This is a genomic window from Eggerthella sp. (genome assembly GCF_048329335.1).
Lineage (GTDB): Bacteria > Actinomycetota > Coriobacteriia > Coriobacteriales > Eggerthellaceae > Eggerthella > Eggerthella lenta.
Genome location: NZ_DBFEGU010000432.1, coordinates 1 through 8,267 on the forward strand (window position 1 = coordinate 1; position 8,267 = coordinate 8,267).

The window sequence follows — 8,267 nt, forward strand, 5'->3', positions numbered from 1 at the left end:
CTCATCGTCATCCCGAACGACCGCCTGCTGGAGATCGTGGACAAGAAGACGAGCATGCTCGACGCGTTCCGCATCGCCGACGACACGCTGCGCCAGGGTATCCAGGGCGTCACGGACCTCATCACCATCCCGGGCCTCATCAACCTCGACTTCGCGGACATCCGCACGGTCATGAAAGACGCCGGCACGGCCATGATGGGCATCGGCCTCGCCTCCGGCGAGAACCGCGCCCTCGACGCGGCGCAGCAGGCCACGAACTCCAACCTGCTGGAAGCCTCCATCGCGGGCGCGTCGCGCGTGCTGTTCTCCATCGCCGGCGGCCCCGACCTCACGCTCACCGAGGTCGACGCGGCGGCGCGCACGGTGGAAGCTTGCGCCGACGAGAGCGCCAACATCATCTACGGCCAGATCATCGACGAAGGCATGCAGGATCAGGTGCGCATCACGGTGATCGCCACGGGTTTTAAGATGGGTTCTTCGCAGCAGTCCTCCATGGACTTCTCGCGCAAGGACCTGTTCGCCTCCACGACGGCGCCCGACCCGATGCCGTCCGCTCCTCCTGTGACGTTCTCCACGACGTCGCGCGACGGCCGTTTCGCCGACGAGGACTACATCCCCGACTTCCTGAAGCGCCAGCGGTAAGGAGCGGTCGCTTGATGGTCGCGACCGGACAACTGCCCATCCCTCAGATAACCGCGCGCCGATTCGGCGCGCGTTGTCTTCCTGCGCTTACCGACGATGCCCTGTACGAGCGCACGGGCGTGCGCGTCGCGTTCACCGGACGCGCGGGCGGGGTGAGCGAAGGCCCGTATTCCTCGCTCAACTTGGGTAATCACGTGGGCGACGGCCCTGCGTCGGTCGAGCGCAACCGAGCGCTCGTGCTGGAAGCGCTCGATGCGGCCGACGTTCCGCTCGTGGTGCCCAGCCAGGTGCACGGGGAAGTCGTGGTGGAGCTCGACGACGCGTCGCCCGAGGCGCTCGATGCCGCGCGCGAAGCGGCGCTCGCGGGCGCCGACGCTCTTGTCGCCACCGTTCCCGGGATCGCGGCGCTGCTGTGCTTCGCCGACTGCGTCCCCGTGATCGTCGTGTCGCCGACGGGCCGATTCGCGGTGGCGCACGCCGGATGGCGCGGCGTGGAGAACGGCGTGGCCGCGAAGGCCGTCCGCGCGCTCGCGCGGGCCGATGCCGCCGAGCTGGGGGAGGATGCGGCGAGCGGCTACAACGTGTACGTGGGGCCGCACATCCACGCGTCCTGCTTCGAGACGGGCGCCGACGTGCGCAAGCGCTTCGAAGACCGCTTCGGTTCCTCCTGCATTCCCGACGAACGCCATGTCGACCTGCTGGAGGCGTTGACGGTCGGGCTCGAAGAGGCAGGCATCGATCGCGCGCGCGTGGCTGATGCGGGCGTGTGCACGGTATGCTCGTGCGACGAATTCTTCTCGTACCGCGCCGCGGGCGGCATCTGCGGGCGCCATGGCGCGGTGGCGTTTCGAAAGGCTGGGTGAGCGGCATGGGATTCAAAGAGCGCTACGAGCGCACGGTCGCAGAGGCGGCCGCCTGTTGCGAGGCGTGCGGGCGCGATCCGAAGAGCGTGGTCGTAGTGGCGGTGTCGAAGACGGTGGGTGCCGACGAAGTGGCCGAGGCCATCGAGGCCGGCGCGCACGACTTCGGCGAGAACCGCCCGGACTCCCTCGAGGGGAAGCGCGCTCGCTTTCCGCAGCAGACCTGGCACTTCATCGGCAACATCCAATCGCGCCGCATTCCCGACATCGTGCGGGATGCCGCGCTCGTGCACTCGCTGTACCAACAGCGTCACGTGCCGAAGTTCGACGCCGCAGCTGCGGCGTCGGGCAAGGTGCAAGACGTGCTGCTCGAGGTGAACGTGTCGGGGGAGGCGAGCAAGAGCGGTCTCGCGCCGAGCGAGGTGGCCGGCATGCTGGAGTACTGCGCGGGCTTTCCGCACGTGCGCGTGCGCGGGCTTATGACGATGGCGCCGCAGGGCGATGCGCAACGGGCTCGCGCATGCTTCGCCGATCTGGCGCGTTTGCGCGACGAAGTGCGGCTTGGGCTCGACGGGGAACAGGCCGCCGTATTCGATGAGCTTTCTATGGGCATGAGCGAAGACTGGCATGAGGCGATAGCCGAGGGCGCTACCATAGTGCGCATCGGGCGAGCCCTGTTCGACGACGCTTTCGAGGGCCCCGCGCACGCGTGAGAGCGCGGCGCGGCCATGACGCTGAACGCAGCGGCGGCTGGACCGCCGGATAAGAAACGAAGCAGGTGAACGGTATGGAGCTGCCAAAGATCAAGAAATCGGAGCACGGAATGCTCGAGGGAATCAAATCGAAACTGGGTTTCGCAGACGCCAACCCGCATTACGACGACGGCTACTACGACGAGGGGTTCGACGACTACAGCGAGGAGTACGGCGAGTACGGTCCCGACTACAACGAGGACGATTTCCCCGCCGACGATGCTCCCGGTTCGCGTTATGAGCCCTATGCGCCCGTGACTTCGCGTCCTGCGCGCGCCTCGCACGCGCGCTCCTCGGCGCGCAGCTCGTCCGTGGGATCCGCGAAGCTCGTGTCCATCGACGACGTGCGCGCGCACACCCAGGTGCCCGAGAGCCTCAACCGCGATCCGTTGCCGCCTCGCCGTGTGACGTCGCCTTCAAGCGGCTCCTACCGCGGCGATCGCACCATGGTGGAAGCGGCGCAGCCCGCCCCGGCGAACACGCCTATCGCGCGTGCGGCCGCCGCAGCGAACCGCGAGCGCTCCGAGAGCCTGAACTCGCTGTTCACCTCCACGTCCGACGATGCGCCGAGCGTTTCTGGGCCTTCTGGTTCGGGCGTCGCGGTGCAAACGGCAACCACCGCTTCGGGCGCTACCGTGGCAACCGCCACGGCGACGACTGCGGCGTTCGATCCGTTCGACGCCTACGCGGGCGCCGGGGCGGTCAAGCACAACCCCTCCCGCTCGGTCACCGTGCTCAAGCCGGCCAGCTACGCCGAGGTCGAGCGCATCGCGAAGGCTCTCAAGGCGGGGGATGTGGTGGTGCTCGCGCTGCGCAACACGCCCGACAATCTGTCGAAGCGCATCCTCGACTTCTCGTTCGGCGTGTCGAGCGCTCTCGACGCCAGCGTGGACTGCGTGGCCGACAAGGTGTTCGTCATCTCGCGCGGTGCTGCGCTCACCGATGCCGAGCGCATGAGCCTGCGCGGGCAGGGCGTGCTGTGATCCCGTATTCGATTCTTCGCCGGCGCGGCTGCCGCCGCCCGACGTTCTAAGGAGTAGAACGCATGTTGAGCATCAAATACCTCATCGTGTCGCTTGCCGATGCGTACAGTATGGTGCTGTTCGTCTACGTGCTCATGTCGTGGTTTCCCACCGACCGTGGCATCTTGGCGGACATCAACCGGGTACTGGCCAAAGTGTGCGACCCGTATCTCAACCTCTTCAGGAAGCTGATACCCCCGCTTGGAGGTATGGTGGACGTTACGCCCATCATCGCCCTGCTTGTATTACAATTTGGAGTACGTTTACTGATAAACTTGTTTTAATGCGTAGAATCGTGTTCGCGTGCGAACAAGACGAAGGGACTACAGATGGCTATCACCTCGGCTGAGATACACAACCAGAGCTTCTCGATCGATCGCAAAGGCTACGACGTCGACGAAGTCGATGTGTTCCTCGAGCATGTCGCCGACGAGATCGACGGCATGAACGCCCAGATCGCCCAACTCGAGAACCAGCTGGACGATCGTAAGTTCGAAGGCTTCGACACGCCGGCTCGCGTCGAAGCTCCCGTCGTCGTGACGGACGATGCCGCGCTGGCCGAGAAGGACGCGCGCATCGCCGATTTGGAGCGCCAGCTCGAGGCCAAGAAGGCCGACGACAACGCCATCGCGCAGGCTCTCATCATCGCGCAGCGTTCCGCAGACGAGATCATCGCGAACGCGAATGCCCAGGCAGCGGCCACCATCAAAGATGCCGAGGACGAGGGCACGCGCATCGTGGACAAGGCGGAAGCCGAGCGTCAGAAGGTGCTCGACGCCATCAAGAAGCTCGAGGACGACCGCGAGGACGTGCGCGAGGACTACCGGGACCTGCTCACCGACTTCATCGGCGACGCTACGCGCAAGCTGGCCGAGATCGGCGGCGAGATGCCCGCTTCCCTGCCGGTCAGCGCCCATGCGCGCACGATCGACGTGGTCGAGACCACCGCTACGGGCCGTGTGACGGCTCCGGCGCAGGCTCCCATCAACCGCGACGGCGCGGGCGCGTACTCTGTGCCCCAGGCGACGGGCGCCGTGGTGGCGCCGGCCACGCCGACTCCTTCTGGCGTCGAGAAGGATCTGTCCGGGTTCGGCGATGCCGACGATGCCTTTGAGTTCGAGGAAATCGACTAAACCGCGCGTATTATCACGCTCGCAGCATGGACGACGAAACGCGCTCCCGCCCGGGAGCGCGTTTTTTTTTCGCCGACAGGAAACGCTTAGGGTTTTCCCTGATTTTTGTCGCCATCTTTTGGAGATCGTTGACGGTGACGTTACGTCATCGCGTATGCTCGATTGCAGTTCGAGCGCGCGGGGGACGCGCGGCAAGGCGAGAGGAAAGGCGGCGGCCGAGCTTCGGTCGCCTCGGAGGAGCATCCATGACCGATCAGAACTACCTGACTATCGGCGAGCTGGCGCGACGCGTCGGCGTGACGGTGCGCACCATCCAGTACTACGACCAGCAGGGGCTGCTGTCGCCATCGGCGAAGGGTCCGCAGAACCAGCGCCTGTACACCGACGACAACGTGAAAGACCTGTATCGCATTCTGACCTTGAAGTACCTCGGGCTGTCGCTGGCCCAGATCAAATCCGATGCAGCTCTTTACCGAGAGCCGGCAGCATTGCAGGAGTTGGCAGACGAGCAGATGGATGCTATCGAAGAGCAGTTCCAATCGCTGTTCAAGCGCATGACCACGCTGCGCTCCCTGCATGACGAGTCGCTCGACGATGCGTCTGTGAACTGGGAGGCCATGGCCGACACCATCGAACGCTGCCAAGGCGAGAGCCAGTTCTTCTGGCGCCTTACTTGCATCCGCGACGACGCTCCGGCTTCGGAGGAGGCCGCCGAGAACCAAGTGGCGCGCGGTGAATCCGTGTCGAAGTGGCACGAGCTGATCGCCGACACCATCCGCCTCATGCCTGCCGGCGAGCCCGTGGACAGCGAACGTAACCGCGAGCTGGCCAAGCGCTACCTCGAGTTGGATATGGAGCAGGACACGGCGCGCGCTGAGCAGAACTTCATCCTCATGGAGAACATCGCCCCTCACGCCGGCGGCGACGGATCGTTCGACGAGCTGCGTCAAGCGGTGTTCGACCATCTGGAAGCCATCGTCGCCTCCTACCGTTCCCGCCCCGATCCGGCCGAATAGGCTGCGATCTCGGCGCCGTGCGGGTGCCGCAAAACCTCATCTCTCCTACCTCCCTTTGCGGCTCCCGCACGGCACGTCATACCCTCGTTCGGTTTCAGCAAGCATGGCGCCGCCAAAAGGCGAAGCCGCAACCAAGAAAGGATACGCCTATGCTCGTGTCGTGGATGACGACGAACAAGTGCAACCTCAAGTGCGTCCATTGCTACCAGGACGCCGAGGAGGCCACTGACAAAGAGCTCTCCTGCGAGGAGGGCAAGAAGATGATCGACGAGATCGCCCGCGCCGGCTTCAAGGTGATGATCTTCTCGGGCGGCGAGCCTCTCATGCGCCCCGATATCTACGAGCTGGTGGCGCACGCTGCCTCGCGCGGGCTGCGCCCCGTGTTCGGCTCGAACGGCACGCTCATCACGCCGGAGGTCGCCGTGCGGCTGAAGGAGGCCGGAGCCTGCGCCATGGGCATCTCGGTGGACAGCCTCGATGCCGTCAAGCACGACAGGTTCCGCGGGCTCGAGCACGCCTACGACCTCACCATGGCGGGCATCGAGGCCTGCAAGCAGGCGGGCCTGCCGTTCCAGCTGCACACCACCGTCGTGGATTGGAACCGCGACGAGGTGTGCGACATCACCGACTTCGCCGTGGAGATCGGCGCTATGGCGCACTACGTGTTCTTCCTCATCCCCGTGGGGCGCGGCAAGTTCATCCAGGAGACATCGCTCGAGGTGCTGGAGAACGAGCAGCTGCTCAAGGACATCATGACGAAGGCCTCGCAGGTGCCCATCGACGTGAAGCCCACGTGCGCTCCCCAGTTCACGCGCGTGGCGAAGCAGCTGGGCGTGGACACGCGCTTCGAGCGGGGCTGCTTGGCCGGCCTCACGTACTGCGTCATCGGCAGCGAGGGCATCGTGCGTCCCTGCGCCTACATGACCGAGGAGGCGGGCGACGTGCGCGAGACTCCCTTCGATGAAATCTGGGCGTCGAGCCCCGTGTTCGAGAAGCTGCGCACGCAGGCGTACTCCGGCTCGTGCGGCACCTGCGACTACGCGCAAGGCTGCGGCGGCTGTCGCGCCCGCGCCGCCTACTACCACGACGGCGACATCCTCGCTCAAGACGACTACTGCGCCCACGGCAACGCTTTGGTTGCGGCCGCCGTCTAAACCGTCGACATCGAAAGGACCACTCATGACCACTATCTCCGAACGCATCATTCCTTCTGCCGTCGCCGCGTCCCTTGCTGCGACGATGATGCTTGCCGGCTGCTCGGCTGCTCAGCCGAACGCCGATGCTGACGCAAGCGCTCCGCAAACAGAAGCCCCGGCCGCCTCTCAGGCCGGAGCGGTCACGTTCACCGATGACACGGGCGCCGAGGTGACCGTCGACAATCCGCAGCGCGTGGTCGCCTGCATGGGCAGTTTCGCCAGCATATGGGAGCTTGCGGGCGGCACGCTCGTGGGCGCATCCGATGATGCGTTCACGTTGTCCGACTACGATCTGAAGTCCGAAAACGTGCAGAAGGTGGGCGACTTCTCGAACCCGAACCTCGAGTCCATCATCGCGCTGGAGCCCGACTTCGTGATCATGACGAGCGGCTCGGGCGGCCGCGGAGGCGACTCGAACCAGGCCGACCTCAAGGCGGCGCTCGCAGCGTCGAACATCCCGGTGGCGTGCTTTCAGGTGACGACGTTCGCAGATTACGAGCGCATGCTGCGCACCTGCTGCGACATCACGGGACGCGACGATCTCTACGAACAGAACGCCCAGGCCGTGTCCGAGCGCATCAAGGCGATCACGGCCAAGGTGCCTGCGGGCGAGGCGCCCACGGCGCTGGTGCTGACCACATTCTCGGGCGGCACCCGCGTGCAGGCGTCCTCGACGATGACGGGTGCCATGCTGGCCGATCTGGGCGTCAAGAATCTGGCAGACGAGAATCCCAGCCTGCTCAAGGATTTCAGCCTGGAATCGATCATCGAGATGAACCCCGACTACATCTTCGTGGTGCCCATGGGCAATGACGACGCAGCCGCCATGAAGGCGCTCGAGGATCAAACGGCTGCCAATCCCGCCTGGTCGACGCTCGATGCGGTTCAGAACGGCCGTTACGTCACGCTCGACCCGCATCTGTTCCAGTACAAGCCGAACGAGCGCTGGGATCAGAGCTACCAGGTGCTGTTCGACGCTCTGTACGCGTAAAGCGAAGGCCGTCCGGTGACTTCGTTCAACCGTGAAAAGGCCGCACCGCTCGCAATCGCCGTATCCGCCTCCGTCCTGGCGGCGGTGACGGCGGCGGCCTTCCTCGTGGGGTCGTCGTCGGTGAGCCTGGGCGATCTTGTCGCCTGGGCCACGGGCGGCGACGTGAGCGCGTCGGCGAAGAGCATCCTCGTGAACGTGCGCCTGCCGCGCGTGCTGGCGGCGCTTCTGGCAGGAGGCGCGCTGGCCGTGGCGGGCGCCATCATCCAGGCCGTGCTGGACAACCCGCTGGCAAGCCCCAACATCATCGGCATCAACTCGGGCGCCGGGCTGTTCGTGCTGATCGCCGCCAGCGTGTTTCCCAGCGCGCTCTGGCTGCCGCCGCTCGCGGCATTTGCGGGCGCGTTGGCCACGGCGCTCATCATCTTCGGCATCTCGCTGGGCGCCAGCACGTCGAGGCTCACCGTGGTGCTGGCGGGCATCGCCATCACGTCGGTGTTCGGTGCGGGCATGAACACCATCCTCATCGTGAACCCCGACGCCTACATCGGCTCGTCGGCGTTCCTCGTGGGCGGGTTGGCCGGCGTGCTCATGGACGACCTGTGGTGGCCCGCCGTTTACATCGTGGCAAGCCTCGCCGCGGCTCTGCTTGCGGCGG

General features: G+C 65.6%; 10 protein-coding genes. All 10 read left to right on the forward strand.

Going from position 1 to position 8,267, the window contains the following annotated elements:
* Positions 1–642, forward strand: a 642-nt coding sequence (locus tag ACMO6A_RS13275) for a cell division protein FtsZ (protein WP_418471406.1), incomplete at its 5' end; no start/stop codon positions are given.
* A 14-nt stretch (positions 643–656) separates the two neighbouring features.
* Complete coding sequence (locus ACMO6A_RS13280) at positions 657–1,505, forward strand: polyphenol oxidase family protein (RefSeq protein WP_009306240.1); 849 nt, start codon at positions 657–659, stop codon at positions 1,503–1,505.
* Between the two features lie 5 nt (positions 1,506–1,510).
* Positions 1,511–2,215 carry a YggS family pyridoxal phosphate-dependent enzyme gene (locus ACMO6A_RS13285; protein WP_035585960.1) on the forward strand — a complete coding sequence of 235 codons (705 nt, stop codon included), beginning with the start codon at positions 1,511–1,513 and terminating at the stop codon, positions 2,213–2,215.
* A gap of 74 nt (positions 2,216–2,289) precedes the next feature.
* A complete protein-coding gene (locus ACMO6A_RS13290) occupies positions 2,290–3,237 on the forward strand; it encodes a cell division protein SepF (protein ID WP_009306238.1) in 948 nt (315 codons plus the stop codon).
* A 62-nt stretch (positions 3,238–3,299) separates the two neighbouring features.
* Positions 3,300–3,560, forward strand: coding sequence for a YggT family protein (locus tag ACMO6A_RS13295; RefSeq protein WP_009306237.1), 261 nt, complete (start codon positions 3,300–3,302; stop codon positions 3,558–3,560).
* A gap of 45 nt (positions 3,561–3,605) precedes the next feature.
* Entirely contained in the window at positions 3,606–4,409 is an 804-nt protein-coding gene (locus ACMO6A_RS13300) for a DivIVA domain-containing protein (protein ID WP_009306236.1), read from the forward strand.
* A 245-nt stretch (positions 4,410–4,654) separates the two neighbouring features.
* Positions 4,655–5,425 (forward strand): MerR family transcriptional regulator, encoded by a 771-nt coding sequence (locus tag ACMO6A_RS13305; protein WP_021410906.1) that lies wholly within the window; start codon positions 4,655–4,657, stop codon positions 5,423–5,425.
* Positions 5,426–5,574: 149 nt separating this feature from the next.
* Positions 5,575–6,579 (forward strand): putative heme d1 biosynthesis radical SAM protein NirJ2, encoded by a 1,005-nt coding sequence (nirJ2, locus tag ACMO6A_RS13310; protein ID WP_009306234.1) that lies wholly within the window; start codon positions 5,575–5,577, stop codon positions 6,577–6,579.
* Between the two features lie 25 nt (positions 6,580–6,604).
* Entirely contained in the window at positions 6,605–7,612 is a 1,008-nt protein-coding gene (locus ACMO6A_RS13315) for an ABC transporter substrate-binding protein (protein ID WP_009306233.1), read from the forward strand.
* A 15-nt stretch (positions 7,613–7,627) separates the two neighbouring features.
* A partial coding sequence (locus tag ACMO6A_RS13320) for an iron chelate uptake ABC transporter family permease subunit (protein ID WP_418471407.1) occupies positions 7,628–8,267 on the forward strand: 640 nt, incomplete at its 3' end.